The organism is Rossellomorea sp. NRS-1567 (genome assembly GCF_050467885.1).
GTDB classification, from domain to species: domain Bacteria; phylum Bacillota; class Bacilli; order Bacillales; family Bacillaceae_B; genus Rossellomorea; species Rossellomorea aquimaris_C.
The window spans coordinates 14,542-40,583 of the sequence record NZ_JBITPL010000017.1 but is presented as its reverse complement, the minus strand read 5'-3'; the positions used below and the strand labels follow the sequence as shown (position 1 = coordinate 40,583).

At 39.0% G+C, this 26,042-nt stretch carries 35 protein-coding genes; 2 read left to right on the top strand and 33 right to left on the bottom strand.

Features of this window, described 5'->3' with window-relative positions:
- Positions 1–77: 77 nt before the first annotated feature.
- The 25 genes from ACIFOD_RS12780 to ACIFOD_RS12660 all read right to left on the bottom strand — a co-directional run bounded on the left by ACIFOD_RS12780 (position 78) and on the right by ACIFOD_RS12660 (position 17,797).
- Positions 78–497 (bottom strand): VOC family protein, encoded by a 420-nt coding sequence (locus tag ACIFOD_RS12780; RefSeq protein WP_397552296.1) that lies wholly within the window; start codon positions 495–497, stop codon positions 78–80.
- 79 nt (positions 498–576) lie between these two features.
- Entirely contained in the window at positions 577–1,374 is a 798-nt protein-coding gene (locus ACIFOD_RS12775; RefSeq protein ID WP_430314980.1) for a class I SAM-dependent methyltransferase, read from the bottom strand.
- A gap of 151 nt (positions 1,375–1,525) precedes the next feature.
- Positions 1,526–1,879, bottom strand: a complete 354-nt coding sequence (locus tag ACIFOD_RS12770; protein ID WP_430314979.1) for a DUF4440 domain-containing protein — start codon at positions 1,877–1,879, stop codon at positions 1,526–1,528.
- Between the two features lie 357 nt (positions 1,880–2,236).
- Entirely contained in the window at positions 2,237–2,614 is a 378-nt protein-coding gene (locus tag ACIFOD_RS12765; RefSeq protein ID WP_430314978.1) for a hypothetical protein, read from the bottom strand.
- Positions 2,607–3,224, bottom strand: coding sequence for an NUDIX hydrolase (locus ACIFOD_RS12760; protein ID WP_430314977.1), 618 nt, complete (start codon positions 3,222–3,224; stop codon positions 2,607–2,609). The genes ACIFOD_RS12765 and ACIFOD_RS12760 overlap by 8 nt, the downstream gene beginning before the upstream one ends.
- Positions 3,225–3,285: 61 nt before the next feature.
- Entirely contained in the window at positions 3,286–3,876 is a 591-nt protein-coding gene (locus tag ACIFOD_RS12755) for a GNAT family N-acetyltransferase (RefSeq protein WP_430314976.1), read from the bottom strand.
- A 550-nt stretch (positions 3,877–4,426) separates the two neighbouring features.
- Positions 4,427–5,356, bottom strand: coding sequence for an alcohol dehydrogenase catalytic domain-containing protein (locus ACIFOD_RS12750; protein ID WP_430314975.1), 930 nt, complete (start codon positions 5,354–5,356; stop codon positions 4,427–4,429).
- A 115-nt stretch (positions 5,357–5,471) separates the two neighbouring features.
- Positions 5,472–5,888 (bottom strand): NUDIX domain-containing protein, encoded by a 417-nt coding sequence (locus ACIFOD_RS12745; RefSeq protein WP_397552290.1) that lies wholly within the window; start codon positions 5,886–5,888, stop codon positions 5,472–5,474.
- 144 nt (positions 5,889–6,032) lie between these two features.
- Entirely contained in the window at positions 6,033–6,782 is a 750-nt protein-coding gene (locus ACIFOD_RS12740; RefSeq protein WP_397552289.1) for a phosphotransferase family protein, read from the bottom strand.
- Between the two features lie 186 nt (positions 6,783–6,968).
- Positions 6,969–7,106, bottom strand: a complete 138-nt coding sequence (locus ACIFOD_RS12735) for a hypothetical protein (protein ID WP_430314974.1) — start codon at positions 7,104–7,106, stop codon at positions 6,969–6,971.
- On the bottom strand, positions 7,078–7,449 hold the full coding sequence (locus ACIFOD_RS12730) for a VOC family protein (RefSeq protein ID WP_397552288.1): 372 nt from the start codon (positions 7,447–7,449) through the stop codon (positions 7,078–7,080). The genes ACIFOD_RS12735 and ACIFOD_RS12730 overlap by 29 nt, the downstream gene beginning before the upstream one ends.
- A 243-nt stretch (positions 7,450–7,692) precedes the next feature.
- Complete coding sequence (locus ACIFOD_RS12725; RefSeq protein ID WP_430314973.1) at positions 7,693–8,049, bottom strand: YciI family protein; 357 nt, start codon at positions 8,047–8,049, stop codon at positions 7,693–7,695.
- 197 nt (positions 8,050–8,246) lie between these two features.
- Positions 8,247–8,744 carry a DinB family protein gene (locus tag ACIFOD_RS12720; protein WP_430314972.1) on the bottom strand — a complete coding sequence of 166 codons (498 nt, stop codon included), beginning with the start codon at positions 8,742–8,744 and terminating at the stop codon, positions 8,247–8,249.
- A 123-nt stretch (positions 8,745–8,867) separates the two neighbouring features.
- The gene (locus tag ACIFOD_RS12715; protein ID WP_430314971.1) at positions 8,868–9,812 is read right to left on the bottom strand and encodes an MBL fold metallo-hydrolase; all 945 of its coding nucleotides are present in this window, start codon (positions 9,810–9,812) and stop codon (positions 8,868–8,870) included.
- A 149-nt stretch (positions 9,813–9,961) separates the two neighbouring features.
- Positions 9,962–10,504: a DUF402 domain-containing protein gene (locus tag ACIFOD_RS12710; RefSeq protein WP_430314970.1), complete on the bottom strand. Its 543-nt coding sequence runs from the start codon at positions 10,502–10,504 to the stop codon at positions 9,962–9,964.
- 175 nt (positions 10,505–10,679) lie between these two features.
- Positions 10,680–11,252, bottom strand: coding sequence for a histidine phosphatase family protein (locus ACIFOD_RS12705; RefSeq protein ID WP_430315080.1), 573 nt, complete (start codon positions 11,250–11,252; stop codon positions 10,680–10,682).
- Positions 11,253–11,354: 102 nt separating this feature from the next.
- Positions 11,355–12,062: an HAD-IIB family hydrolase gene (locus ACIFOD_RS12700; RefSeq protein WP_430314969.1), complete on the bottom strand. Its 708-nt coding sequence runs from the start codon at positions 12,060–12,062 to the stop codon at positions 11,355–11,357.
- A gap of 181 nt (positions 12,063–12,243) precedes the next feature.
- The gene (locus ACIFOD_RS12695; protein WP_430314968.1) at positions 12,244–12,456 is read right to left on the bottom strand and encodes a hypothetical protein; all 213 of its coding nucleotides are present in this window, start codon (positions 12,454–12,456) and stop codon (positions 12,244–12,246) included.
- Positions 12,457–12,770: 314 nt separating this feature from the next.
- Entirely contained in the window at positions 12,771–13,310 is a 540-nt protein-coding gene (locus ACIFOD_RS12690; RefSeq protein WP_430314967.1) for a DJ-1/PfpI family protein, read from the bottom strand.
- A gap of 182 nt (positions 13,311–13,492) precedes the next feature.
- Positions 13,493–14,539 (bottom strand): serine hydrolase domain-containing protein, encoded by a 1,047-nt coding sequence (locus tag ACIFOD_RS12685; protein ID WP_430314966.1) that lies wholly within the window; start codon positions 14,537–14,539, stop codon positions 13,493–13,495.
- A 66-nt stretch (positions 14,540–14,605) separates the two neighbouring features.
- Positions 14,606–15,028, bottom strand: a complete 423-nt coding sequence (gene fosM, locus ACIFOD_RS12680) for a FosM family fosfomycin resistance protein (protein WP_430314965.1) — start codon at positions 15,026–15,028, stop codon at positions 14,606–14,608.
- A gap of 107 nt (positions 15,029–15,135) precedes the next feature.
- Complete coding sequence (locus ACIFOD_RS12675) at positions 15,136–15,672, bottom strand: GNAT family N-acetyltransferase (RefSeq protein WP_430314964.1); 537 nt, start codon at positions 15,670–15,672, stop codon at positions 15,136–15,138.
- Positions 15,673–15,851: 179 nt separating this feature from the next.
- Complete coding sequence (locus ACIFOD_RS12670; RefSeq protein ID WP_430314963.1) at positions 15,852–16,418, bottom strand: GNAT family N-acetyltransferase; 567 nt, start codon at positions 16,416–16,418, stop codon at positions 15,852–15,854.
- A 154-nt stretch (positions 16,419–16,572) separates the two neighbouring features.
- The gene (locus tag ACIFOD_RS12665; RefSeq protein ID WP_430314962.1) at positions 16,573–17,124 is read right to left on the bottom strand and encodes a hypothetical protein; all 552 of its coding nucleotides are present in this window, start codon (positions 17,122–17,124) and stop codon (positions 16,573–16,575) included.
- Between the two features lie 184 nt (positions 17,125–17,308).
- Entirely contained in the window at positions 17,309–17,797 is a 489-nt protein-coding gene (locus tag ACIFOD_RS12660) for a hypothetical protein (protein ID WP_397552274.1), read from the bottom strand.
- A 284-nt stretch (positions 17,798–18,081) separates the two neighbouring features.
- Between ACIFOD_RS12660 and ACIFOD_RS12655 the strand changes: the two genes are divergently transcribed.
- Complete coding sequence (locus ACIFOD_RS12655; protein WP_430314961.1) at positions 18,082–18,381, top strand: hypothetical protein; 300 nt, start codon at positions 18,082–18,084, stop codon at positions 18,379–18,381.
- A 43-nt stretch (positions 18,382–18,424) separates the two neighbouring features.
- On the opposite strand, the gene ACIFOD_RS12650 is transcribed toward ACIFOD_RS12655, so the two are convergent.
- The 5 genes from ACIFOD_RS12650 to ACIFOD_RS12630 all read right to left on the bottom strand — a co-directional run bounded on the left by ACIFOD_RS12650 (position 18,425) and on the right by ACIFOD_RS12630 (position 21,322).
- A complete protein-coding gene (locus ACIFOD_RS12650; protein ID WP_430314960.1) occupies positions 18,425–19,078 on the bottom strand; it encodes a hypothetical protein in 654 nt (217 codons plus the stop codon).
- Positions 19,071–19,616: a sigma-70 family RNA polymerase sigma factor gene (locus tag ACIFOD_RS12645; RefSeq protein ID WP_397552271.1), complete on the bottom strand. Its 546-nt coding sequence runs from the start codon at positions 19,614–19,616 to the stop codon at positions 19,071–19,073. Before ACIFOD_RS12645 ends, ACIFOD_RS12650 begins: the two co-directional genes overlap by 8 nt.
- Before the next feature lie 125 nt (positions 19,617–19,741).
- Positions 19,742–20,416, bottom strand: a complete 675-nt coding sequence (locus tag ACIFOD_RS12640; RefSeq protein WP_430314959.1) for a lysoplasmalogenase — start codon at positions 20,414–20,416, stop codon at positions 19,742–19,744.
- 335 nt (positions 20,417–20,751) lie between these two features.
- The gene (locus ACIFOD_RS12635; RefSeq protein ID WP_430315079.1) at positions 20,752–21,093 is read right to left on the bottom strand and encodes a hypothetical protein; all 342 of its coding nucleotides are present in this window, start codon (positions 21,091–21,093) and stop codon (positions 20,752–20,754) included.
- Positions 21,094–21,115: 22 nt separating this feature from the next.
- Complete coding sequence (locus ACIFOD_RS12630) at positions 21,116–21,322, bottom strand: hypothetical protein (RefSeq protein ID WP_430314958.1); 207 nt, start codon at positions 21,320–21,322, stop codon at positions 21,116–21,118.
- An 83-nt stretch (positions 21,323–21,405) separates the two neighbouring features.
- Between ACIFOD_RS12630 and ACIFOD_RS12625 the strand changes: the two genes are divergently transcribed.
- Positions 21,406–23,229 (top strand): prolyl oligopeptidase family serine peptidase, encoded by a 1,824-nt coding sequence (locus tag ACIFOD_RS12625; RefSeq protein ID WP_430314957.1) that lies wholly within the window; start codon positions 21,406–21,408, stop codon positions 23,227–23,229.
- Between the two features lie 87 nt (positions 23,230–23,316).
- Here ACIFOD_RS12625 and ACIFOD_RS12620 read toward each other — a convergent pair whose 3' ends face one another.
- From ACIFOD_RS12620 to ACIFOD_RS12610, 3 genes are all read right to left on the bottom strand, one after another.
- Positions 23,317–23,499, bottom strand: a complete 183-nt coding sequence (locus ACIFOD_RS12620) for a hypothetical protein (RefSeq protein WP_430314956.1) — start codon at positions 23,497–23,499, stop codon at positions 23,317–23,319.
- A 47-nt stretch (positions 23,500–23,546) separates the two neighbouring features.
- Positions 23,547–23,954 (bottom strand): YbaN family protein, encoded by a 408-nt coding sequence (locus ACIFOD_RS12615; RefSeq protein WP_262371814.1) that lies wholly within the window; start codon positions 23,952–23,954, stop codon positions 23,547–23,549.
- 298 nt (positions 23,955–24,252) lie between these two features.
- Positions 24,253–25,989 (bottom strand): phosphotransferase, encoded by a 1,737-nt coding sequence (locus ACIFOD_RS12610; protein ID WP_430314955.1) that lies wholly within the window; start codon positions 25,987–25,989, stop codon positions 24,253–24,255.
- Positions 25,990–26,042 lie beyond the last annotated feature (53 nt).

Below are 26,042 nucleotides of genomic sequence, written 5' to 3'. Positions count from 1 at the left end.
CGTAATGAAGATTTAACAGCATAAAGAAAAAGCGAAAGATCAACGGCCTGACCCTCAGCTTTTCCTTCACCATTTGATCACTGCGAAATGAAATATTTCTCCCGAAAAACCGGACTAAGCTCACTCCACACATCAAACTTATTTCCATCTAAATCATAAAAAACAAAATTCCTTCCAGAGTGTCCTCTGTTTTCAATAGTGCCAACCCGAATCCCATTATCTATAAAATCCTTATGCAGTGTTTCCAACGCTTCTAAACCATTCACTTCAAATGTTAAAGAAAAGCGTTCCTCACCATAAACATCTATGAAATTAGCACTTTGGTTTTCTTTGGATTTAACAAGAAAAATACTTTGGTTTGCAAGATTCAAGATGGCTTTATCTTCATCTTTATAGCTTAAATCTGCATCTAATTTATGTATGTACCATTCAGATGAAAGATCCACATTCGATACTGGAATATAGGTTGTACCAACCCTTAATAATTTTTCGCTCATTTATAATTCCCTCCCACAATCAGATATAGTAAACATTCTCTTTTTACATGGGTTTAGCCTGCTGGATTTACCATATTTTTCATAACCCTTTTCTCCCGATCTTCACTGATAGCGTTGATTCTTCTTTATATTCTCCAGATTCACAAATATCGAGCATGGCCTCCCTCACATCACGTTCAAATAGCGAGATGTCACTTCCAAGAAAACGCTTAGATCCATAGGATGTAGAATACAGATTCCCTAGTAACGACTCAATGGTCCAAGTGATTTCGTATGTTGGTAAGGTATGAACTTCAAGGTCAAATTGAGAATGGGATATGACTTCTTCATGACTGGTAACGGGATGAGTATAGGTTGAATTTCCAGCCTTTCGATCTTTTCCATACCATTTTTCAATCACTTCATTGAACCTTATTTGCCAAGGATTCAACGTTTGATCGGGATCATAATTATCAATGATCGCCACCCCGCCACCAGGAGAAATCATATCAAATAATTCCTCTAATACCTTTGGTCTGTCCAACCAATGAAAAGCCTTGGCTATCGTCACGAGAGAAAAATGCTCATGATTCTCAAGTCTGTACTGTTCCAAGGTTCCATTGAACCACTGAATCTGCCCCATCCTAACTTCCTGATGGATACGCGTAGCTTCTTCAATCATTTCCGCTTCAACATCTATACCGACTATTTTATGACACCAATCTGAAAACCTTATGGTAAGTTGCCCTGTACCGCAGCCTAAATCAAGGAGGTTCTGCTCCCCATTTAAAGAGAACGTTTCAACCAGAAATCTTATCAAAGAAGAAGGATACATCGGTCTGTATTTCGAATAATATCCTGCAGTGCCTTTAAATAGGTCTTGCCCGTACTTGTTCACTTTTGTGGTCCTCCCATCAATTTCTATATGCTTTCAAAGAACCTCCTACATACTACCAATTATTTCAAAATAAACCCACAAACTCAATGATTAATTGCATAAAAAAGAAGCTTATCCTCAGCGATAAACTTCCATTACGAGAAATAAATTATTAATTACTAACTTTTGTACCTTGATGGAAATACATTTGCCATCTTCCCTCGGTACATTTCCAAATTGAACTTCTTAAGGACTGCTGCCCAGTCTCTACATTAGTAACTTGATATGTAGTCCATACTATTTCATCAGACAAAGGATGTATTTCGAAGTTATAAAGCTTCATCTTTACTAAGTTAATACCTTCTTCACTTATTTCTTCATTTCTATAAAGGATTTTACCAGAACTGCCTATTTCAAAAAATTCATCAGAAAGAATTTGAGTAAGCTCTATTTTGGACGTCCGAATTTCTGGCTTCAATAAACTCTCTTCCAGCTGACATAAGTGTTCTTTTAATGCTTCGTTCATACTTTTCTCTTCTCCTTTTATATAAGATGATATGTGAATGAGTCCTTGGTAATAGCCAGTTGAATCTGTTCTCCTGTACCCATGCTGAAAAATGAAACAGCTGGGGATGTTTTAGATTGATGTTAGTTATTAACACCTTTAAGGAACAACCCTATAATTCATTTCTTAATTTTCTCTTCCTTTTTCTTCAGAAGTGAACCTGCAATAGCAGCGAATATATCTCCAAGTACAGTTAAAATAACAGTCATATTCATCACCCTTTCCCTAAAAGGACTCCTCAGCTAATGCCCTCTTATATGGAACATGAGGATTGGGTTGCGGACAGACCCCCGTTAGCTGAAGAATCTTTCAGTCTGGTCAATTCTTTTTTACAATAACTTCACTCGCTACTCCTTTGTCAATTTTGGTATTTTCTCCTTCATTCATTAACCATAAATGCACAATCGGACGTTCTGTTCGGCTTACCCATTTCTCTAAATCCTTAAAACTTTCAACTTCACCACTAAATTTCGTCTTATCATCAATAATAATTTCATATGACTGATATTGTGCTTCAGGGTCAGTATCGTCTTCCCCTACAATAATACTACTTTCCTTCACTTCAAGAATTGCTCCTTTAAAGTCAGAATCACTCCCACACCCTACAATTAATAGAAATATCATCAATATTATAAGTAAGTATTTTGTTTGCCTATTGCCACCATAATTAACTGTCCCTCGATGACCATTAGTCATATACGGTTTCCTTATAAGGATCCCTTAAGAATTCAAACAGCAGGTTGATCTGAGATTCCGTATTTCTTCCAACCGATAGCTCCGGTAGTTTCTCTTCTTCAAAAAAATGAACTCCTTTTGTTTCGATTCCACTTCTTTCCTTTCCACCAGTCACCGCGCACTGAATAAATATTTTATAGTAATGGTACGGTTGCGAGGGATGTGGATGCTTGTTCATATCGAGCAGTGCTAGTAATTTTACAGGGGTTACATCATATCCGGATTCTTCCCTTATTTCTTTGACAATGTTTTCACTTGGAGACAGACCTACATCACAAAATCCACCTGGAAGGGACCATTTATCCTCAACTTTCTCTCTTACCATTAGAATTTTGTTATCCTTGAAAACGACACCACGCACATCTACTTTCGGTGTCTGATAACCTGTTTCGTTCGTAAATAAGTCCCTTATTTTCATCATTTCTAGGTCCGTGTATTCCTCCATTATCTCCGCACTGATCGTTCGTAATTCTTCATATCTCTCAATATCGTAAACATCCTTTGAAAAGCTTAGCCCCGATTGAGATAATGCTTGGATCCTTTTTGCCCATTCTAACCATTTATCACTCATCGTTCTTGCACCACCTTAAACTTTCATACACATATGTACGTTGACGGACAATCGTCGCACTTTACTTCATGTTTCTCTTCCACTCTGACTTACTCAATTTATAATGATGATAAAGTTCATTTCCAATTCTCTGTTGTCCCTGGTAGGTTAAACCACACTTCTCAATCACTTTATTGGATGGAACGTTGTCAATCAAAGCGACTGCGTTCAAGATTTCTACATTGGTATTCGTAAATAAGTAGTTAATCAACCCTATAGATGCTAAAGTCGCGTAGCCCTTCCCTTCATATTCAGTTGATATGGCATACATAACCTCTCTATTCGGCGCAGGAAGCTCATTCTTAATACCCGTACAGCACCAACCAATCAATTCATCCGTCTCTTTACTAAATACCCCTAGTTTTAACGTATGACCTTCAATGTTGGTTGTTTTGGCAGCGGCCTCTAGAAATGCTTTATTTCCTGGTATTTCGTAATTTGTAACCCAGTCCATCCTTTGTTGTTTTGTAGATTTCCAGTCTGGCAGATATTGAGCTATTTCTGGCTGATTTGATATTCTGTATATATCTTCTGCATTTTCTATGGAGAACTCTTGTAGATAGATATCTGAGCAATCGATTCTGAATAATCCATTTGATGGTTTATGTTTCATGACCCTTCTCCTTGTAAAAACATACTTAATTACAATCCCTGCATTTACCTTTATACCAATTATTTCAAATTGGTGATATAAACACAATAACTATATTCCATAAAAAAGAAGCTTATCTTATTGCGGATAAGCCCCATGAACTTAATAAAGAGGTTTAAATGTATGGAGAATAAAATTATCTAATATACCCACACTTTCAACAAACATAAATGTACCGTCATTTCTTTCTAATTGAATGCTTTTCTGATTGAAAAATATGTAGTCTGTATGTTCCCTGTTCACTATCGTAAACTCTTGAGAGTTTAGTACACACGTTTGAACTTTACATTCAATATCGAATTCGCTGGCCAACCATCCATCAAAAGCAGTGTTAGTCGGCTTTTTTAAAAAGAGTAAGAGTAAAGATAGTACTATTAAACTTATTGTAATGAATACATTCACCCTGTTTTTCAATGTATTACTCCTTGGAACTTAAGATTTACTATAAGGTAAGTTACACCCCTTTTACCCACTATCCCGTCCGATAATGTTAAAGCTAATAGCTTCGTGCTTAAAGATATTTCACTAATACCTTTATTGGTCTTTTCTTTTGGTTACTGAGCTCCTCAAAACAATCTATCAACTGGTCTGAATGAATCTCATAGTTAAATATCTTTGATAAATGCGGGGTTTTTACACTCTCATTAAAGAACCAAATCGAGTGTTGCTGATAATCCCATCCATCACTTGAACCAACAATTTTCAATTCTTTTTCGTAAAAGTCTTCATTTAGGTAAAATAGATCTTTATTACCATCTGATAATATACAAAGTTCTTTCTGGTGCTTCAATGATTTCAACTGGGTATGAAACGCATCTTTACTCGCAGAACATTCCAGGCCGAAATCATAAAAGTCTGAAGGCACTTGTTCTTTAGAAGAATAGGTATTAGATGCACCCAAAGTATGTGCAAGTTCTCTTCTCGATTCATCTGGTTCTAACACATCAATATGTTTTATTTTCATATAGTTTTTCAAGAAGTGAATGGTCAATAGCCCCATTGTTCCTGCACCCGTGATAAGAACCTTATCTTTCAATTCAGGTTTGAGCTTCAATACTCCTTTTCCGGCATCACAAGATAACGTATTAAGCAGAGCATACCTATATTCAACAGAATCCGGTACCTTGACTACTTTATTTGTTTTTACTATGCCTACATCCTTATGACCATAGAATGCGAGTACATGATCTCCTATGTTAATATTCGTAACATCATCCCCTGCTTTTATAACTTGCCCATAGCTTTCATAGCCAGTTTCTCTTGGGTATTTAGGATGGGGATCAGTAACATCTGATTCGTTATATTGTGGCAATTCAGCCCCGATACTGATTGCTCCAGCAATGGTCCGGATTAATACTTCATCGGATTCCAATTCCCTTATTTCATTTCGTCTCCACTCTAATTTTTGCTTTCCAGATAAAATTAGTGATTGTTGAATCATAGTATTCAATCCTTATGTATTTATTTTTTCAGAAACGTCTGTACGGTTCTGTAACGAAAAAGAAGCAAGCGATTCGTCGTGGGTTTCTTACTTCTGAAGAATATGCATAACTATCTTATATCTTTTCCTCTGCCAATTTTATGTTTTTCTTTAAATAATCAGGTAGTTCCGGATGGGCAAGAATCTCTGAAGTAGTCATCCAAAATACATCATCAACTTCTTCAGTACTTTTTGCGAAAGGTTCGCCCAATTTATGATGACACAGAAAAACGATATCAACTACATTGATACCCGAATCAGTAACAAAGGAAGAGCTGTTCACATATTGAATACCTGTGACCTCGCTTCCCACCTCTTCAAATATTTCTCTTTGTAAAGTCCTTTCTAATATATCGGATGATACTCCTTCTATTTCACACTTGCCGCCGACGAGTGAAAGAGAGCCACCCGCATGCGCCTCCTTCTCGCTTCTCAGGATTAGAAGCCACTTACCATCGCGGTGAATAGCACCTTCTACATTTACAACGAACATAAAACAATCCCCCAAATAAGAATGATCCTAATACCCATTTGTTCAAAATACAGCGATCTACTTGCACAGGAATATATATTTTGATTGATTCCATTAGCAGTCCTAACATATTCAAATTTGCTCTCAAAGATAATACAAAGTTTGTCAAATAGGACAATACTGATTAACAATCTCCAAAAGACGCTCTGGTTTTTCTGATGAAACACACTCAGACAATCTTGCCGCAGCTATAATTGGAGCCCATTGAAAAATCTCATCTTTAGACAAACCGCTTTTCTCACAATAAAGAAGCATATACATTTCAGCCAATTCTACTGAAAACTGGGAATACAAGAGATACGTTCGATATACGTCAGCACGTATATCCCCTGCACTGGAATCAACCCAGTCGATAATGGTGACGTTATGATCTGACATAATTAAGTTGAATAAATGAAAATCCCCATGACAGAGTTTTTCGTGGAAGGTCATCGAATCTAGTTTTTTAATTAAGGTAGATCTAAGTTTAATATCCAACCCTGGTGCATTTTCTATTTGTCTACTTAATTTTTCAGACATCGGTTCAATAGAATCAGCTTTGATTTTATGTATTTTCATTTGTATATCAACAGAAATGTTCATATAATATTCCGCTTTTTCCATGTTATCGGTTAGAAGATCTCCTATAGTCCTCCCCTTTATGTGTTCCATGACGATTACCTGTTTACCATCGATTTTGGTTACATCAACTATTTCCGGGACAGAGAGTCCACACGAATAAGCATACTTCTGCTTATAAGCTTCATTAGTGGATTCCTTATCAGGTAATGAGTCATTAAAAACTTTGAATACCTTGTTTTCATAGTGATACACTTTTGCTGTATTTCCGATGGCAATAGGAGGTCCTAAATTCATTTTTTTTACTCCTTTTACTTGATTTTATTAAAAAAGGAAATGGATGTGTCTCACGCTTCCTTTTGCCCATAATCTGCTTCCGAAAATAGGGTCCCCTACAGATATTGGTATCTTGTTGTCTATGAAGGACTCTATTAACCATAGAGATAATAAAAGAATAGAGTGACTCATCTGATTCGATAGAATTTATTCTCCCTTTATTTTTTCATCAATCGATTCAAACGTCACTCCACTTTGCAGTTGTTGCTCATGAGTATTCTCCACAATTGGCCCAACTAATGAAGCTGGTCTAATATCACCAGTGTGCTTGAAGCTTATTACCATTTGGGTCATAAAAGTGGAAAAAGGCATGACCATTATCTTCTTTTATAGCCTCGACCTTAACCTGATTATCCATTAAGTGTTGATGAAATTTAGATAATTCCGGACTTGTAAAGCCAATGCTAAATTCTTGTTCATTATTAATTGTAAAATGTGCAAATGTTTCATCTTCAGTAGGAACTAAGATGAGTAAAAAAGGTCCTTCATTTACTTTTATAACCGCAAATTCCTCAGTAATGTTTAATAACTGGAGCCCTAATACATCTCTATACCATTGGGCAGACAGATCTAAATCTTTTACTGGAATTCTAATATAATGTACTTGTTCAATAAATGATTTATTCATACTCTTTTCTCCTTTATTTCATTTGGTAGATCAAATAGTTTCTTCTATCTACCTTTTTCCTTCCGATTATTGAATTAACCAGTCCAACCACTTAATTCCAATTATTTCAAATCAATGATAGAAACTCAATAGCTAATTTCCATAAAAAAGAAGCTTACCTTATTGCGGATAAGCCTCTGTTAGTTAAAAAATGACATTGCTCATTTGATTAAAATACATTCACTACTGTTTGTTCGTTTGCTCCTACGCCTCAAATACTTGACGCAATTCAATCTGACCTTCGCCATGTCCTTGTGGATCCGGCATCCGCATGGCCCACTCGATGGCTTCTTCCCTCGACTTCACATCAACGAGAAAAAAACCTGCAACTAGATCGTTTGATTCCGTAAATGGGCCTTCCGTAACAACCGGCTTTCCCCCTGGTTCCGGATACGAAAGGCGAATCCCATTTGAACTTGGATGAAGTCCTTTAGCCATAACCCGCACGCCTGCCTTCACTAATTCCTCATTGTACTTTGTCATGGCTTCCATGAGCTCAGGGCTCGGAAGATTTCCGGCTTCCGAATTCTTCGAGCCTTTGACAATCATCATAAACAGCATGAATATTTCCTCCTTCTTTTATAGAGGCGACTATTTATCAATAGAACGAACCGGTACCTTTAAGATCTATCCTTTTAAATATTCTATAAATTCAAAGGATATTCCTTCTAACCTTCTCCCTCTAACCTGCCCCGTTTGTAGAATGACGAAAAGGTAAATAAGCTGTCCGATCTTCAGCAGCGCTATGTAATTTCCACCTATACTAAGTAACTTTCCAGCTCATCTTTTTGACGAACATGATGACGAAAATGCATTCCGACCAAATCATACCATTCCTTTGCATTCAGCCAGCCGAATCCTCCATGTTCAACTTTATTATGTGGGTTAATATTATCCACTTTTGTTTCCCAATGAATCACTCGTTGAATTAATTGTTCCATCCTGCTAATGAGTTCTTCCTTGCTGTCTGAATTATTTGGTGGAGCATTTAGTTCATCTGGTAACCTTATTTTAATAGGTGGAAACCCTCCGTTCTCAAATAATTGCTCACCAAATTTTGTTTTCCCAAGGGGTTGTTCCTCATTCAATGCAGCACATTCTTCCATACTATCAAGATACTCATGGGCAACAACAATTAAATGGTCATACATCTGTCCAATTGACCATACCCCTTCTTCTGATATATGCCTTAGCTGTTCTAATGAATAATTGTTAAGGTGACCTTTGAAAGTAATAAGTAGTTTAATGTCATTCATTTAAATACTTCCTTTCTATTTACTGTATGTCCAGTGAAGGTTCTGAGGCTTCCAAGGTGATGAAAAAAGTTGCTTGGGAGACATCCGCACCGCCACTTCCTGGATAACCAGTAACCAGGATAATTACCCAGCATAAAACGCATACACTTTAGATAGATTGCCTCTAATCCCATTAACACCTATCCATTCGACATATTCGTCAGGTATTTCTAAGTTAGAAACCAAGACTTTGAATGGCACACCATTTTTCACTGCTTCTTTCGTATTTTCAATCAAAAAGGCTAAATACTTTTCCAGAGTAAACACCAATTCTTTCCCCCCTGGATATCCGTGACCAGGTACGACAGTCTCAATATCCAGTAGCTTCACGTTTTCTAGAATGGCACTGAATTGTTCAGGATCATAAATGGGTACATGTAAATCAACGGTTACCAGATCACCCATAAATCCAATCTTCTCTTCTGGTAAGTACAGAAATGTGTCACTGGGAGTATGCCCTCCTCCAAAGCAGTGCAATTCAACCTTTCTTTTAGTGCCTTCAATCACCATTCTTTCTTCAAAAAGGACGTTTGGGATAACCATTTTCATAATAGGTAAGTCTTTTAAAATGGCTGCCATTTCCTTATATTGATTGGTGAGACTGGCTTTCATGACTCTATCTGCAGTAAACTCGATTTGATCTTTTAGCTTCTTCAGATAGTCTTCCGTTTCTTCTATTTCTGTCTCTAAATCTACTATCTTATTTTTTTCATCAAACCATTTACTTGTGAGGGAAGTGGAAATAATCGTTGTATCAGCAAATGCTTGATTTCCAAATACATGATCTCCGTGATAATGACTGTTGATCAGGTACTTCACTTTTTTCCCAGTCATCTCTTCAGCTTGCTTCCTTAATTCATAACCGGCGGAAGGAGTGGCAAATGAGTCGAAAACCAGCAATTCCTCACCCAAGTCAACGATGCCAGAATTACTCCAGGCACCTTGGCCAGGCTTCGCAATCGCTGCATAGACTCCGTCACATAAGGCATACAACCTGAAAAAATCAGTATCATTGATCGTTTCTTTCATTTTCTCACCTTCAGTATAGGGACTTTAATGGTTGCCAATCTATTCGTTACTACCAATTATTTCAAATAGCAGATAGAAACTCAATAACTAAATTCCATAAAAAAGAAGCTTACCTTATGGCGGATAAGCTCCTGTTACTTGAAAAGTAGTTATTGTAATATTTTAGATAAGATTTCCTTGTGGTTGTTTGAAAGCTTTATTAAATCGAAACTGTTTGTGCTTATTAAACTCTTAATGTTTTTCATTTCATTCCATGCAAAGTCATAAAGAGTTCTATCAATAATCCCTTTTGTTAAAGCATCGTCAATTTCATCTACATCCTTTTCAATAACTTCTCCAGATGGTAGTAAAACTATGTCTAAAAATAAGTCATCCATCCAAGGAATCTCATTCTCAAATCCGTTACGAAGACATATGTCGATATACCATTGGACTATATCACCATTGGCATTAAACATCGTTGTTACCGAATGATTTTTCTCCAATGGAAATTGTTGCAACCACATATAACCATCATTCACAATACAAACATTTTCCTCACCATACCTAACTGATAGAGGTTCAGTTACTTTTATTGTATTTAATAAAGTTATATAACCTTTAAATTTTTTTGTATCTAGATATGATTGCGAATATTTCTTTTTTATTACTCGTTTCCATTCTGAACGGTCCCCGAATTTCCTTTTTAGCATCCCGCTCCCCCTTGAAATTAATTACCTAATAATCCCATTTTGTCATACTGATTTAGTTGTTTCTTATTCCACTAACCTCCCTTTAACGGAACAGACAATATAGCAGGAGATTCACTTCCCGATTTTCAGCTATTCCCTTGTTCAATAACAAGAATAATTAATAATAATTTACGCCTTATTTCATCCCCCACATCCTTCGAACATCCACCAATTCCTTTTCTTTAAATTCCATCCTATAAATATCAGGTTTGGACGTGCTATGTAAAAAATCCAAGTCATACTTACTATCAAAATATCCCATCATCAAGGTCATTACAGCCCCGTGAGATCCTATTACGATATGTTTATCTCTAAAAGTTTCTAGTAGTTCTTTAAAAACGTTAATAGCCCTTTTTTGACAGTCAGCATTTGATTCTGCTCCTTCTAAAGCGAAATTTGGTTCCCCGAACGACTTCTCCAACAGTGGAACCAATTCCTTATCAGAAACTCGTTTATCTTCAGAAGAAAAGATTCTCTCTTTTAAATCTTCATATACTAAAACCTCTTGCCCTAGTTGTGCAGCTAACTTTTCGACCGTTAAGATGGAACGTATATAGGGGCTTGAAACAACTGCGTCAATCTTTTCATCTTTTAAAATGTCCGTTACCCGCTTAGCAACCAAATGACCTTTTGGAGTTAGCCCTCTTGTTCTTTCATTTCCACCCTTTGGTGACTCACCGTGTCTCACCATATAAACAAACGTACTCATCATGTATTTACCTCCACTAAAGTTAGATTACGATGCTCTAGCAGAATACACATCAACTTTCCAGCATCAGTCCTCTTTGCTGATATAATTCACTGATTTCTTTTATTTGATTGGAACATCCTCAATCCCTATGGAAGTGGATGCAAATTCTTTTATAGGATGCTGCCCCACACAAACACTGTACTTTGCGTGTTGAAACAGTTCTAAGTCATTTTGGTCATTTCCGAATGCAATAAACTCACCTGGAAGTATGCCTAGTTGTCTCAGGCCATCCACCTTATGAATTCCTGACGGGCATATATCCATGAGCTCTTCATCCCCGTGTTCGTATACTTGTACAGATAGCTTCTGCAGTTGTTGTTTGATAGCTTGATCTCTTGTAAATAATACGATTTTCGTGATCTTTGATAGTTGAGCCAATGGCTGATTTACAGCACGCTCTTCAGGATCAAGATTACGGAATATTGGATGAAGACGATCTCCTGTGTAGCTGTAATCCCAATCACTGTCTATCAGATAAGTCAGCTGGTTGGTTTCTATGATCTGTTTTATATGATTTATTGTTTCTGCTGCGAAAGTACGGGTCTTAATCTCCTGATCTGCATACGTAAAGGCACCATTCCCACCAACCATCCGAAAATGCCGGAATTCTTGAGGAAGAACGGGTAATAAATCACGAATCGGCCTGGCTGAAGCAAAAACAACTTCGTGTCCCTGTTGCTTACAAACATTTAATGCATCACATATCTCCTGGCTCAAGGGTTTTCCTTTAAAACAAATCGTCCCATCTAAATCGAATACAAAAATCATCTTTTTTCACCTCTGGCGTGTTGGCATCTTGTAATATAACTTATTAATCTAGCAAAAGAATCGATCTCGACATATGGTATCAATCTTGATCCACTGCCTGATCCCTGTTGAGTAAGGTATCATCCAGATCGAATAGGATTGCTTTATAACCTGTCAAATAACTTCACGGCCTTTCTCGCATTTACTTACCAATTCTAGAATGTCTTTTATCAGCCGCACTTAGTATCAATAAAATAGCAAAAAAATAAGCAACACTTCCTATAATCATCTTTTTCCCATTACCTAATGGGAATAGAAATGACATCAAAAATATACAAAATGGACTAAATAATATTAGAGATAAACCTATTGTAAATGCCACTTTTTCAGGTAGTGCTTTAATTTTACCTAACATTTATTTTCATCTTCTCTAATAAGAACTGTTTACTTATTAATCCAGGGTAGAATTAAGAATTTTCCAGAAACCATAGTACAATGAAGGTGATTAATAGAACACCCCACACTATAAATGAAAAAGTTCTTCTTTTCTTAGCATATGTAGTGAATGTCGTTCCGATAAATTCAACGATTACACCTAGTAGAAGCAAGATACACATCAGTGCGAAATTATTCAATTTATGAACTCCTTCACTAACTTATTTCGTTTAACCGCACGTTTATCTATGAAAAAATGGTGAGCATTCGAGCAATCACTGAACAACCAAAATATTATTCTCTATACCAACTCTCATCAAATTCAAGATTTAATGCTTTTCCGAAGCACACTCCAAATCTTATAAATCCTCTTCCCCGTGCAGTAATCAATTTCCCATCTTGAACAACTAGTTCTTCCGAGTAATTTTCTTTTTCTAAAATGACAGATTTCCCCCTATCTTCTTCCGTCATCCCAATAGTATATCTTTTCCCTTTTAAAACCCCAGCTTTTGCAAGTAGGTAAGGCGAACTTGAAATACTTCCAATTATAGTTACCTTACTTTCGATGTCACCTATAAATTCTATTAAAGTTTTTTCATTTTCCAATGCAAAAACATCCATACAACCTGTTAATAAAAGACTATCAATCTCATCAATGTTTATCTCATCAACTGTGGTATCGGGCAAGCAAGTTAATCCTGATTCCCCTCTGATCGGCTGCATATTTCCCCCTACAGTAACTACTGGTTTTCCTCCCTGCATTAAAATGGATAATGCAACACTTAATTCATATTCACTATACTGAGGATATAATAGAACGGCTGTTTTTTTCATTTTTTTCTAGCCTCCCTAATCATTTCAGGTTCAATTTAACAAGAACAACATCTTATTTCACATGTCGAATAGTTGAAGAAGGTCAATAACCGGACAAATAAGCAAAGGGTTATAAATAATAATAACTCTGGGTCTTCCTCCATTAACCTCCAATAATGGAAGACTCGGATTCCAGATATCCACTATAAACTTACTTTAGATTCATTAGTTACACACTTCATAATCGTGTCGCCAAACGATCTTACATCAGATAAGTAATCATAGCCTTCAGGGGAGCCAAAACTATTAAACATGCGAACAGCAACAATCTCTTCTTCAGGAATAACTAATAAGGTACAATTTGTGAATCCAAGTATTTGATAGGAACCTTTAGGGACATGGTGACCTATCTCTGTTTTTTGGGCAGGTAAATCTTTTACAAACCATAAGAAACCATTTTGAGGCAATTCTTTAGGAAGGGTGGATGGACTTTGAAGAGAAGTGGCCATTTCTATGATTTCTGCGGGAACCATTTGCTTTCCATTTATTTTCCCTTTTTTAAGATGGAGATACCCCCAGTAAGCTAACTCCCTGGTGGATACATACATATTCATTTTGTCGCCTTCAGTGCTTTCACTTGTCTTCCAGTCTTCATCGCCTTCATAGCGTAACATCACATCAACTAGCTGCTCGTGTTTCTTTGAATACCAATTGGATTCGTTAAAACCCAATGGGATAAAGACGTTTTCATGAATTATATCTGCAACTGATTTATTTGTTGTGCGTTTTACAATCTGAGTTAGTGCCTCGATGCCAATTTGTTTATAAGACCAGTTTGTGCCAGGAGCAAATTCTCGTACGGTTCTATTCCCCTCTTGTTTTAATCCATGAGTATGGTTAAGTACATGTCTTATTGTTGTATCTTTCCAGATAGTCTCTTCAAGTTCAGGCAAATAGGATAAAACCAGATCATCTATGCTGTTTATGTAACCATAAAACAACGCATAAGAAACCGCAAAGCCGATATAACTCTTCCTCACTGAAGCTACATGAAACTGAGTATCCGCCTGAACGATTCTAGCCTCATTAGCAGTCGACTGTTTCCCGATGTACTGTTCCAACACAATTGAATCCTTATGAATGATAAGAGTGGATGCCCCTGAACAGATTACTTTATGAAACGTACTGTTTACGTGGTCTAATACGGGTAAGAAAGATGGATTGTTTTTGTTATTAAGAATCAAGATCATATACTTCCCTTCAATATTCATTTTGTTCGGTTATGTATTAATCGTCCTCCTATCGTGGTCACCGTTTTAATCAAAGAACTTCATATGTGTCTTCTCTTCTCTATAGTAATCCAATCTGTCTTGTAATGTACCTGTATGAAATTCAAATTTATGGCCATCCGGGTCTGTAAAATAGATGGACTTTTTATCTCTTTCATCTCTCGGGCGACCTGACAAGATATTTACATTGAATTTCTTTAGTTTGTCGTACATACTATCAAAATCCTTTTCTTCAATGGAAAAGGCAATATGGGTGTAGGATTGGTGTATTTCATTGCGGAGGATGTCATTCTCTACATTAAGAGCAAACCACATTCCCTGTACATCCAAGTAAGCCGTTTTTCTACCCTTTACTAATAATTTTGCATCGAATATTTTGTGATAAAACTCAATGGACGTTTCTAAATCTGTAACTGAAAACAGGAAATGATTAAGCCCTTTTATCGACATTTTTCACCTCAATAAATAATTTTCATACTACACTATGGAATACTGAAAAAGTTTTCGGGAGTCCCTTTGCCTGATTTTCAGCTATCTTAACCGTTAGCACAATAAGACTAACCTTTATTTCTTTCCATCCATTCATTTTCTAAAATGCTCATTTCCCACAAACTCCAGTACTCGTCACCAATTTTCCTCGCATCTCTAAGTATGCCTTCTTTTATAAATCCTACTTTTTCATAACAAGAAATTGCTGAAGAGTTAAAGTCAAACACCCCAAGACTAACCCGATGTAATTTAAGTTCATCAAATGCAACTTTAAGAATTTCGGTCATCATTTGTTGACCAATTCCCTTACCTCTTACTGTTTTATCACCCACCATGACTTTTCCTACTCTTGCTGATTTATTAATTCGATCAATACTGCCTAACGATATATGCCCAATTACATTACCATTTTCTTTATTTATAACGCTATAAACTAAAACATCAGAGTTAGTCTTATTAGCATTTTTCATGTAATTCTCTAATTGCTCTTCATTTAAAGGGAAACTAAAATTAGGACCTCCCCATTGAAGTAAAAACTCCGGAGTTTCTATCCATTTAGTAAGTTGCTGAAAATCCGATGTCTCGAAAAATTTTAATTCAATCACAAAAAAATTCTCCTCGCTTCTTTGGTAAATAATCTGAATCGTATCGTTTTGTCGTCTTTTTGTTCAACTATGGAAGTGTTGTGATGGTTCTGATGCTTCCCAGGTAGCGCAAAAGGCGCTTTTCGCACCCTTCAAGACAAACTAGAGTTTATCTAGCTAATTCTAGGCTTTTCTCCACTTCACTCAACCTTTTTCATCATATTAACTCCTGCAATTTCAAATCCAATTCTCTCATACAATTTTCGTGCTTCTATATTACTTCCAAAAACGTGAAGTTTTAAGAACAAAAGATTATGATTCTTCATCCACTCTTCAATTTTTTTCATGGCCCTCGATCCATATCCTTTATTTCGAAACTCATCAAAAATATATATTTCATAAAGAAAGGCACTTTTCTTTTCTACGTCTTCTTTAACCCATATATAACCTACATTATTTTTTTCACAATAAATATTAAAAAGATAGTGACCTAGTGTCCCTATTCCATCCGGTAACAAATTTCCAAGTTGTATTTTTGCTTTAATTTCAAATTCTTGATTATCCTCTGGAGCATTTTGGGATAAAGCTACTGCATACCGTTGGATTTTATCTAAAAAGTACTGTTCAAACTCGTTTTCCGTCATTTCTACAAGTGATATATTATTCATAAATTCTCCTATCAATTTTGTTCTATTTTTTAGCAATGATTTAAAGTTAAATTTGACACTACCAATTATTTCAAATGGCCAGACTTTAATCAATGCCATCTTCCATTAAACAGATCCTCTAACTGTACAATACAACACAAGTTCAAGACCATAAGAAAAACCCTATATCAATACAGGGTTTCTCTCAAACTTTCTTATAAATTATTCAACTTTATTAAATTTCAACAAATAAATACCGAATCCGTTTTTCTGATTAGCATCCAAGAAAACGCAGGAACAATCCTCCACGTACGGTCACAATCTGGCGCCCGCAAGCATCGGTGATTACTTGTGGAGCAAAGGCAAATGCGCCGACCGTATCAAAACAGGTCCCCTGACAATTTTCCGTTTTGCAGATCGTTTGGATCACTTGATTGACCGGCACGGAAACATCGCTTGCAAGGGTACATGGAATATCACCAATTTGAAGTCCCCCTTCAATCGGTGTCAAGTCTCCCACGTTAATATTAAATCTGGCGGTACCTACCAGACGAACGGCATCGATCGCCACAGGACATGTCAAAGTGCCACCGCATGGGTTCTCAACAGTCCCTTCCGCCTCCTGCTCTTCTAGCATACATACAAGCGCACTCAAATCAGAACAGGCCGTGAAGCTATCGAACGTAGTGAATCTGAAAGTAAATCCATCCGGAACAATAGCGGTTGCACAATACTCTATGGTGCGGTCGCAGCTTTCCTGCTGGATATCCAGTTTATCTACCATTTTGCCATCTGAATCATAATACACGACATTGTTTTTTAACATAACTATCCCTCCCCTCTACTACTATTTATATGCATTTCTAGTAGATTTGAGAGGGACAGACACCTTTGATGACAAAACTTCTTTTTTATACGACTAGCAACAACTTTTGATGGTCACTGCAAAAAAAGTTATATAATTTAGGCTTTCTTGCTTCAGAAGCAATAGTGGATCATCCGTCACTTGTTCACGAATCTCCCAGCTTTCCCGTCATACGTTTCATTACTCTTTCCATGGTGCATTGATAGACATAAATGATGACAGCCAATGACAGAACAATCATGTAAAAGAGGGTGGAGCTCAACTTTCTTAGTTTAAAGGCACCCACTCGATCGTAAAACTTCACAACAGGAAAGGCCAGCAGGAAATCGATCACGGCATTTAAAGCGAAATACTTTTTAAAGTTTCCAAAGGTCAGCTTAAACACCCATAGTGTCGTAATGAAGAACATTCCCGCCACAAATGGAAGATCGATGGGAACATTTTTCAAGATAAATGGATCTGCTTTCCACCACCGCTTTTTATTGGCGAATACGCTGAGGATACTCCAGATGACATTCGTAAATAATGCTACGGATGTATAACGGATAAATACTTTCTTTCCTAAAAATGGTGCTGTGAACCATGGAATAACCAAAGTACATACTGATAATATGTTTGAATTCTTGCTAGACACGCTACGTCCCCCATTAATCGTTTAGATAATTGTAACGTTCTCCTATAATAGGGATTTTATGTATTTAATCGTGTTTTTCTGCATCTAAGGCGATTGAAAATGTAAAGGCGATACCTATAATTGTGAATTTGAATTATTAACATATTAATACCCCAACAAGAATTATAAAGATATCGTCCTATTCAGAGCTCCTCACCCCCGAATAATAGAGAATACCTCCTAGTCCTAAGAAAGATATTTTATAGTATGATCGACTAAATAGATACATTTATTAACAAAAGGGGATGGCAATCGTGATAGGTTTCCTTCAATGTTCAGTAAGGTATGTGGTTGCGTGTTCAATGGTCCTATCTGCTGGTGCTGCCTTAGGGGTAACGCATACATCAGCAGCGGAGAATGATGACACAAAGGTCGTAGAAGATGGCGGCGGCCAAGGGGGAGTCACTTGGATGGAGAGTTATCGGAGAGCTTCAGGCAGTTATTCCATCATCATGTATCGAAGTGCAAACGGCGGGAATCAGTGGAAAGAAGTGACCTATAACCAATATGGATATATCGTTAAGGTTTTGTATGGAACATATTAAAGGGAAAGGATGATGGATCCGTATCCATCATCCTTTCCTTTGATTAACGAAACGACTCTGCCATTTTAATCATATCTTTTTTAGACAAAGTGACGTCAGATCCTCCTGGCATATATTCCATTTCATATTTAATGTCATCCCCTTCAATCCATATCAGGTGACTGACCTTTGCCGGACCTTCTGACTCGTAATAGCTTCCTTTGGACTGGCCGACTTTCACTTCGTCCTGGTATAGTGTCAGATTGGTTTCTGGTTCAATGGATTGAAACGTCAGTTTGATTGTTTGTCTTTCCTTGCCTGTCAAGGTCACCAATTCTATTTTCCCTGAAGGATCCTCACTTGTTTCCGCTGTGACCTTCTCTACTTCAAATGGAGCCTTTGTGAGAAACTTGAATTCTGCGCCAAGGGATTCAGGACGATCTTTGGCCTCGTATTGATAGAAAGGGGCACTGGCGTTATTTCCGTCAAAGAGTCCCAGTTGGGTTCCACCGAAATAAACGAATAAAGAGAGGCATGCCGCAACGAATAAAAAGGACATCAACGGAGCGAATATCGGTTTTTTATTGAATGAAAAAGCGTTGGATGAAGGTTTCGAATGAATCTCATTCAGGATGTCCTCCCTCATTTTATTGGTAAAACCATGCCCTTTGAAGGTTTCTTCTTTCATCAGACCACGCAAACGTTTAAGCTCATCCATTTTTATACACCTCATTCCGTTTAATCGTTGAACCGAGCAGCGCTTTTCCTCTTGTTAGTCTGGTCTTCACGGTATTGGTGTTCAAATCCATACAGGCTCCGATTTCAGATAGCTTCATTTCTTCAAAATAATATAGAAAAATGATCTCCCGATACTTGATTGGCAGAGACAAAACGCTCTGGATGAGCTCAGAATTCTTTTCCTTCTCGATCACGGTTTGTTCCGGCGCGCCCATTTTCCCTTTGACCATGTCATTGATTTTATTCGATATACTGACCATACGCGTATCCCATCGTCTTAAATAATCCTTGCAGTGATTGACAGCCACGCTGATGATCCATGTTTTAAGGGAGGAATCCTCGCGAAAGGTATCCATCTTTTGATAAAACTTGATGAAGATTTCTTGTGTCAGATCTTCCGACAGGCTATGTTCCTTCACATAGGAATAGACGATGTAATACACATCATTTCCGTATTCCGTCATGGCTTTCTCTAGTAGTCGATCTTTCTCGGATTTAGAAATAGTTCCGGATTTCAAACACTCACCTGCTTTGTATGTATCTTCACTAAATAAGACGTTTCTTATATAGATAAAGTTTGGATTTTTTTAATATTTTTCAAAAAACACGCCTGGCGAGACCCCTCGACAGGCGCAAACGCTGATTACATGTTCAACCTTTTTCCCTCTTCATGACTGACCGAGTTTCCTAGGCTTGCGAGGCTTACCGCAATCAGGAACTGCGCCGAGTAGTAGGTTGTCATGATCAGGACATCCGAATAAGGGATCGCTGACACGAACATATTCCATGACAGGATGGAGTCCGAGATGACAAACAGGATGCTTCCGGCAGTTGCCCATAGGTTATCGGTCAGGATGGCGGTTAGGGCCATCAGGGAAATGACCAGCATATAGGCAATAACCGGAATCACCAGTCCATCATTTCCTTCGGTTTGGAGCGAGGTAATCAGCTGGCGTCCGATGATGAAGGAATACAATCCAATCGGGAAAATGGAGGCTAGGCGCGTCATGTTCGTACGTGACATTTTGATAAACCCTGTTAAATAGAAGACATGTCCGACAAGGAAAGCTCCGAGACCCGCTACAAATGACACCGCGATAAACCCGTCGCCAAGCATGCAGAAGAATAAGCCGATGATGACAAGCCGCATGGCCGGTGCCGGTCTGGCGGGCAGCTGACGGAAGGCGTAGAGAATGATGAGTAGCATCGGGATCAGCTTGAAAACGATTTTCAATGCTAATGGCTCTTGGGGAATGATGAATATGTAGAGGACGGCCATGATTCCGATCAGAGTGGGGAGCATCGATTTATTCAACATCCTTCACATCCTAGATTTGCGATTTTTTTAGTCCTTTGACATATATATACTTGTTTTTGGGATGCGATTCCTTCTTTGGGCAGAGTTGAATCTTATTCTAGTATGTGAACCAGCTTCTCTTTTACAGGAAGACCTATAATCATGCCGGTTTGGGATATAATCGTCCCTGATTTGAAATAATCATGCCGGGTTCAGATTAATCGTGCCGGAAGTTAATTCATTAAGCTTTTTTTCACTTATTTAATCCCCCTTGTCGAATTTTCTTGTTGCCGCCGCCTTCCTCATAAAAAAATGAACGCAAGAACCACTCAAAAGGTGCGTGGGCCTTGCGTCTTTCATTTGAATGAAGTTGACTTCCTTATGATATCTCCCCCTGGACCTACACTGTAATGAGCAATCGAGTTGGTTACTGAACCTTCCCTGGTAAGCCCATCCTTATAATTAAACGTGATTTCCCAAGCCTTTGAATCACTACTGAAATGGGTTTCTTTTGAAAGGAGTTCCACGTCATCCATACTGATTTTTTTAAAGCTTGAATCATTATGTTCCTGTACATCTTTTTCAAATTGTTCCGTGGCAATGGCTTCAGCTTTCTCACTTTTAATGATTTCCGTTCCATCATCGGCACAACCTAACAAAGAAAGGACTGTGATCAAGCTTACAAGGAGCATTATCATTCTTTTCAAATCAAACTTCCCCTTAACCATTGGGACCGCCACCTGAATGGTGATTCTGATTCATGGCTTGTTGGGAATGCCGGGCGGACTTTTCATAGGCTTCATCCCTTGGGCTTCGGGACGTATTCTTTATGCTATCTCCATAAAACTCCATCTTCCTGGAACCGATCCAAATCCTAATAGCAAAGTATACGACCAGGATTCCGGCGAAAATAAAAAAATACATCATTTCGTTTCCCCCTCCTTACTCTTTATGTTCGGTTAATGTCAATTATTTCAAATATTTTGGTGTTGGGCAATACCTTTTAATGATTGAATCCCCCACCAACAAATGGAATAATATACCTATACCTTATCCATCTGGAGGAATGTCCTATCCGTCTGCCATCGCCTGAAGTTGAACAATACTTTCAAACCATTGATATCAACACATTTAGTGTAAATGAAAACGGGGAGAAGCTGGTCTTCAGCACCAATCTGAACGGGGAATATAACCTGTGGGCCATGGATTTGCCCCATTCATTTCCTTATCCGCTGACGACGATAAACCAGAAAAGCAGCCTCATCCATATCGGTTCTGATTACATCGTCGCTACCTTTGAGAAGGATGGAGATGAAAACTATCAGCTGCATTATTTGCCCCTATCAGGAGGAACTCCCCTGCCTTTCAATGAAGGGGAATCCAGTGCGACCTGTTATCATGCCTGCTTTACAACGAATCATGAAATGGCCTACTCTACCAATCACGAAAACCCATTATTGAATATCTACAAAACGGATTTGCAAACCAATCAAACCACCCTGATCCAAAAAGGGGAAAAAGCTCCGATCGTGGTTGCAGCCATGTCTTCCGATGGGACCTATGTGTTCACGGAGACCTACTCCAACACCCATGTAGCAGCATTCTATCAGTCTACTGACGGGAGAATCCCACTTGTCCCGGATCCTGGCATCCCCCATACGATCCGTGATGTTCTGTTCGCCGACGGTACCGTGTATTTTACGACCAACTATGAAAAGGAATTTTCTTATCTCGCTTCTTTTAATCTCTCAACCTATGAATTTCAACCCGTCTTCACTTTGGAAAAGGAAGAAGTCACTTCTATCCAGTTCAGTGCGGGCCGCTTAGTGGTTTCCACGGAAAAGGGTGTGAGAGATCGGCTATACGAATATGATGTTACTGATGGTAGACCTGAGCCCATCGACACCCCCTGTGATGTCATCAAGAAAATGATCATCACGGGACAAGGATCGCTTTTTGTTTTGGGCATGTCAGCTGACAGGACCGATACGATTTTCAAAAAGGATACAGACGGTGAATGGACCCAGGTGACCAATACCAAAGTGCTTGGCGTACAGGAAGGAAGTTTGATCAAGCCGGACGTCATCCACTATGAAAGCTATGACGGACTCAGTATCGAAGCGTTGCTGTTCAGACCCCGACATGCGAACGGATATACGATTTTATGCCCACACGGGGGTCCCCAGAAGGTAGAGCGAATGAAGTACCGCCCATTATTTCAGTACCTGGTCCAAAGCGGATACACCCTCTTCGCCCCGAACTTCAGGGGCAGCAAGGGATACGGGGCCTCCTTCGAAAAGATGGTGGAACAGAATTGGGGAGACGGCCCGAGGCTCGATTGTGTAGCAGGAATGGGTTGGTTGCTAAAGGAAGGAATCGCGGAAAAGGGCAGGATCTTTGCCATGGGTGGAAGCTACGGCGGATACATGAGCCTCCTCCTTGCCGGGAGACATCAGGAGTATTTCTGTGGTATCGTAGACATCTTTGGCATATCCAATCTACTCACCTTCTTACAGAACGTTCCGGCGAGCTGGAAGCCACTCATGAATCAGTTGGTGGGAAATCCGGATAATGATTACGAGAAACTTGTAAGAGATTCGCCGATTACGTATATAGACCAAATGAATACACCCATGTTCATCATTCATGGACAGAACGATCCCCGAGTGAAAACGGAGGAATCCGAGCGTATCGTGAGCCACCTGAAGGAAAAGGGGATCGATGTGAATTATCTTCTTTTTGAGGATGAGGGTCATGGCTTTTCGAAGAAGCGGAATGAGATACGGGCTTATAAGGAAATTAGAGCATTTTTGGATAGGCAGGTGAATGGATAGGAGCCAAAGGGACAGGTCATAATCATGCCAGGTTCGAATGTTCTTTATCTTGTCATTAAAAAAAGACTCGTCTCATCGACGGGTCTTCTATTTCATACGAATAAAATATTTCTCCATTTCCCTTTCAGAGATCATCATTCTCCTGGATAAGTCTCTCGTCCGTAAAACATACTCCTTGATGCCAATATACTCAGATTCAGCAATCAAGTAGAAGTGGGACCCCTTTTTGAACCCTCTGAAATCGCTTTTTAATTGATATCTTTTCAGCATTGTCTCCAATAACTCCTTGGTTCAATACAAGCCCGTAATCCCATAGATCACTGGCTCTTTTCCACCTGATACGATTCCGGATATATCGTTTCGATTTTTTTTATAAAATAATAATGCTTATATAAAGCGAGCCCGATTAAAATGATCCGAACAAACAGGATATCCACGAACACTACTGAGAGCAGAATAAAGAAATCAGCCGTCACGTTGATCCTGATTTTCTCTTTCCGGGTCATCCCCTTCTTTTGAAGGAGGGCGAGAACATATTTATCATATATGACTGTGCTCTTAAACCAACGATCGATCCGCTTGGAGCTTTTCGCAAAGCAAAACGCGGCAAATAAGTAAAACGGGCCGCCCGGCAGAACCGGAAGCACAGTGCCGGCAATCCCGAACACCAGGGATATCGAGCCAAGCAGCATAAACAGGATGCTCTTTATCTTTTTCAGTGTCATGATTGATTTCCCCTACCATCGCTAGATTAATAGACATTCTTTATCTACTTTATTTCAACTTTCATTGTACTATAACTATAACAGGAAGGTCCGGTTACTTGTTTAGGGGATTTTTGTTAAATGTGACGATTAGTGGGCGATAACTAGTGTTGGAAATCGATTCGAATGCTAATAAACATACTCTTTACATCTGTAGTTTATTACTTTTAGTAGGCATAAACTGGGAGTTCCCTAATAAAACATAAAAAACCAACAGAAGCGCATTCTTGTTGGTTTCTTTACTATTTACAAAGCCATATTACAAACTATCCTTACGTCTAACAAACCTCGCCCTATCCCACTCATCTTTAAACTCCGCTAGCGACTGCTGACGCTTCTCCCTCTCATCACTCACCGCCTTCAACGCCACTTCATATAACTCCTTACTCAACCGCCACTTTTCCATTGACCGGTCTTTTTCCCTGCCAAATAAAGCAAAAGCAGTAGCCCCCATGCCATACACATTCGTGATTTCATCAATCACTGCACCACGTGTGAATTCCTCAGGGGACATAAAGCGTGATGATCCCCACATCCTGCCCATCGTGTTGATATAGGGTATGTTGGAATAGAGATCAATATCACAGATGAGGGTCTTTTCCTTGTTAAAATCATACATGATGCTGCCGTCATAAAAGTCGATGGCCACATATCCCTGCTTGATCACGTGAATATGAAAGTCCAGGATGTCGTTGAATACCTCAAGCCTGGTACTGTCCGGCATCTGCAAGAATTTCTCCCTGGACAGTGGATATATTTTTCCCATGCACTCACCATCTGTCCATTCAAATATGGCGGCAAATCCTCCTCCCACTTCCTCCGTACGGATCAACCGGATCAAATGAGGATGCGCCAAATCTCGATACACCTGAACGGCAGCTGTAAGACCAGCGACGGCATCTTCAGGTTTGCCGGCATATCTCTCAGTCGGTGCACCGGCGAATTTGATGAAATACCTCTCATTCCCGTCCTTCACCCCGAAGCAGATATTGCCCGAATCCTGATCATCATACACCTTGAAAACCTCACCATATTGCTCGATGAACGAAAGGTCGAAAGGAGACTTTAATTTGTATGGGATCTGATGGATGTACTGAATATAGAAGTCCTCCAAATACCAGGTCGGCACCGGCTTATTCATACCGTCAAACCAGCCCATCACTTCCTTGGCCTGAGCCTTCATGACGTTCACCTCTTCCTCACCGAAAGCGATGGCCCAGGGAATGGACGACAGCATATTGCTGCTTATGTAAAAAGCCATGAGCTTGAAGAACTCCTCCGGCGGCCTTCCGTTAAAAAAACCGTTGAGCTGGCCGGTGGCAAAATGCGGACTGACCGAAGCGCTCCACACAATGCGGTTGAACTCTTCCCACGGATCGCCGAAGTCATGACGGTTGAAATCTATGACGGAGAGTTCCCTTTCCGGCGAAATGACCATATTCCCCACGTGATAATCTCCGTGATGAAACGATTGCGGCCTCCCCCGAAGGAGATGCCTGTTCGACTCGATATATGTAATGATTCGGTCGCCGCCTTCTATTTTGATGGGGCAGTCGTTGTACTGCTTGATCTTGTCATCCGCTTTACGATTGAATTTCGTTTCCCAATCTTCTTGGTCACCCGGCGCTGGAATCGAGTGGATCTCCCTAAGGGTCCGCCCCGATTCAAGCCCGAGTTCATATTGCTCTGTATCGGTCAACTTGGGCAACACGATCTGGGCGTCTTCTCCCTCGCACCAAGTAAAAAGCGAATAGACAGAATCGCCATTGTCACAAATGCCAAAATCAATCGGCTGCGATATGGGGAGTCCCCTTCCGGCCAGCTGTTTCATCATTTCAAACTCGCTTTTTTTCATCCCATAGGCTGAACGATCAGCCGTGCGGAGCAAGAGCTTCTCGCCCGTATCGGTTTCAATATAATATTTCTTGTCGCTGGACCAACCCTTGTTGATCGGTTCAATTTTTCTAAATGTGCTGTAGCTTTTTATATCCTGCAAGATGGCACCTTCCTTTTACCATTTTCAACACTTACCGGCCCCGTCAAATGACA

Coding starts and splice junctions, on each gene's coding strand:
- ACIFOD_RS12780 (WP_397552296.1), bottom strand. CDS start 497: ATGAGCGAAAAATTATTAAGGGTTGGTACAACCTATATTCCAGTATCG.
- ACIFOD_RS12770 (WP_430314979.1), bottom strand. CDS start 1,879: ATGAACGAAGCATTAAAAGAACACTTATGTCAGCTGGAAGAGAGTTTA.
- ACIFOD_RS12765 (WP_430314978.1), bottom strand. CDS start 2,614: ATGACTAATGGTCATCGAGGGACAGTTAATTATGGTGGCAATAGGCAA.
- ACIFOD_RS12760 (WP_430314977.1), bottom strand. CDS start 3,224: ATGAGTGATAAATGGTTAGAATGGGCAAAAAGGATCCAAGCATTATCT.
- ACIFOD_RS12755 (WP_430314976.1), bottom strand. CDS start 3,876: ATGAAACATAAACCATCAAATGGATTATTCAGAATCGATTGCTCAGAT.
- ACIFOD_RS12750 (WP_430314975.1), bottom strand. CDS start 5,356: ATGATTCAACAATCACTAATTTTATCTGGAAAGCAAAAATTAGAGTGG.
- ACIFOD_RS12745 (WP_397552290.1), bottom strand. CDS start 5,888: ATGTTCGTTGTAAATGTAGAAGGTGCTATTCACCGCGATGGTAAGTGG.
- ACIFOD_RS12740 (WP_397552289.1), bottom strand. CDS start 6,782: ATGAATTTAGGACCTCCTATTGCCATCGGAAATACAGCAAAAGTGTAT.
- ACIFOD_RS12735 (WP_430314974.1), bottom strand. CDS start 7,106: ATGGTAATAAGCTTCAAGCACACTGGTGATATTAGACCAGCTTCATTA.
- ACIFOD_RS12730 (WP_397552288.1), bottom strand. CDS start 7,449: ATGAATAAATCATTTATTGAACAAGTACATTATATTAGAATTCCAGTA.
- ACIFOD_RS12725 (WP_430314973.1), bottom strand. CDS start 8,049: ATGCTGTTTATGATGATTGTCAAAGGCTCGAAGAATTCGGAAGCCGGA.
- ACIFOD_RS12720 (WP_430314972.1), bottom strand. CDS start 8,744: ATGAATGACATTAAACTACTTATTACTTTCAAAGGTCACCTTAACAAT.
- ACIFOD_RS12715 (WP_430314971.1), bottom strand. CDS start 9,812: ATGAAAGAAACGATCAATGATACTGATTTTTTCAGGTTGTATGCCTTA.
- ACIFOD_RS12710 (WP_430314970.1), bottom strand. CDS start 10,504: ATGCTAAAAAGGAAATTCGGGGACCGTTCAGAATGGAAACGAGTAATA.
- ACIFOD_RS12705 (WP_430315080.1), bottom strand. CDS start 11,252: ATGAGTACGTTTGTTTATATGGTGAGACACGGTGAGTCACCAAAGGGT.
- ACIFOD_RS12700 (WP_430314969.1), bottom strand. CDS start 12,062: ATGATTTTTGTATTCGATTTAGATGGGACGATTTGTTTTAAAGGAAAA.
- ACIFOD_RS12695 (WP_430314968.1), bottom strand. CDS start 12,456: ATGTTAGGTAAAATTAAAGCACTACCTGAAAAAGTGGCATTTACAATA.
- ACIFOD_RS12690 (WP_430314967.1), bottom strand. CDS start 13,310: ATGAAAAAAACAGCCGTTCTATTATATCCTCAGTATAGTGAATATGAA.
- ACIFOD_RS12685 (WP_430314966.1), bottom strand. CDS start 14,539: ATGATCTTGATTCTTAATAACAAAAACAATCCATCTTTCTTACCCGTA.
- fosM (WP_430314965.1), bottom strand. CDS start 15,028: ATGTCGATAAAAGGGCTTAATCATTTCCTGTTTTCAGTTACAGATTTA.
- ACIFOD_RS12670 (WP_430314963.1), bottom strand. CDS start 16,418: ATGGCATTGATTAAAGTCTGGCCATTTGAAATAATTGGTAGTGTCAAA.
- ACIFOD_RS12665 (WP_430314962.1), bottom strand. CDS start 17,124: ATGTTAAAAAACAATGTCGTGTATTATGATTCAGATGGCAAAATGGTA.
- ACIFOD_RS12655 (WP_430314961.1), top strand. CDS start 18,082: ATGGCAATCGTGATAGGTTTCCTTCAATGTTCAGTAAGGTATGTGGTT.
- ACIFOD_RS12650 (WP_430314960.1), bottom strand. CDS start 19,078: ATGGATGAGCTTAAACGTTTGCGTGGTCTGATGAAAGAAGAAACCTTC.
- ACIFOD_RS12640 (WP_430314959.1), bottom strand. CDS start 20,416: ATGTTGAATAAATCGATGCTCCCCACTCTGATCGGAATCATGGCCGTC.
- ACIFOD_RS12635 (WP_430315079.1), bottom strand. CDS start 21,093: ATGATAATGCTCCTTGTAAGCTTGATCACAGTCCTTTCTTTGTTAGGT.
- ACIFOD_RS12630 (WP_430314958.1), bottom strand. CDS start 21,322: ATGATGTATTTTTTTATTTTCGCCGGAATCCTGGTCGTATACTTTGCT.
- ACIFOD_RS12620 (WP_430314956.1), bottom strand. CDS start 23,499: ATGCTGAAAAGATATCAATTAAAAAGCGATTTCAGAGGGTTCAAAAAG.
- ACIFOD_RS12615 (WP_262371814.1), bottom strand. CDS start 23,954: ATGACACTGAAAAAGATAAAGAGCATCCTGTTTATGCTGCTTGGCTCG.